We start from the raw sequence: 703 nt of genomic DNA, 5'->3' as shown, positions 1-703 counted from the left end.
GAGGAGGGGAGAAAGAAGGAAAACTCGCTCTGAGGAGGGGGGGAAAGGGAGGAGAGAGGGGGGAGAGGGAGGGGGAAAGAAGGGAAGGAAAAGAGGGAAAGGGAGGGAGAAAAAGAAGGAGAAAAAAAGGGGGGGGAGAAGGGAGAAAGAGAGAAAAAGAAAGAGAAGGGAGAGAAAAGGAAAAGGAGGAGGAAGGGAGAGGGGAAAGGGAAGAAGGAAAAGAAAAAGAGGGGAAAGGGGCAGAGGGGAGGGGGGGAAAAGAAAAGAAAGGGGAGAAAAAAAAAGGCAGGAAGGGAGGGAGAAAAGGAGGGGCGGGTGTGTGAGGAAGGGGAAGGAGAAAAAAAAGGGGAGGAGAAGGAGAGAAAAGGGGGAAGAAAGAAGAGGGGGGAGCGCGACACAAAAAAGGAGAAAGGGAAAAAGGAACAAACGCGGTCTTTGCAGAAGCAAGAGAAGGAAGGGGGGCAAGAAAAAAGAGAGGAGGGAGGGGGAGGGGAGAAAAAAGAGGAAAAGGGGGAGGAGAAGGGGGGACAGAAGGAGGAAGGGGGGGGGAAAGAGAGAAGAAAGGAGAGAGAGAAGAAGAAAGAGAACGGGAAAGAGGGAGGGCACGCACCGGGAGAGAAGGAGAGAGGAGAAGGGAAGGAAGGATAACATCGGGGGATGGAGGGGGGAGGAACCGGTGAGGGATCAACATTTTTGCCTCCTC

At 53.3% G+C, this 703-nt stretch carries 1 protein-coding gene; it reads left to right on the top strand.

From position 1 onward, the window contains the following. Nucleotides 1–703 (top strand): hypothetical protein (locus C200_RS16970; RefSeq protein WP_211250940.1); only part of this gene is annotated, 703 nt, incomplete at both ends.

It is taken from the genome of Piscirickettsia salmonis LF-89 = ATCC VR-1361, from assembly GCF_000297215.2.
GTDB lineage: Bacteria > Pseudomonadota > Gammaproteobacteria > Piscirickettsiales > Piscirickettsiaceae > Piscirickettsia > Piscirickettsia salmonis.
Note: the sequence above shows the minus strand (reverse complement) of the source record. Positions and strands in the feature narration are given on the sequence as shown.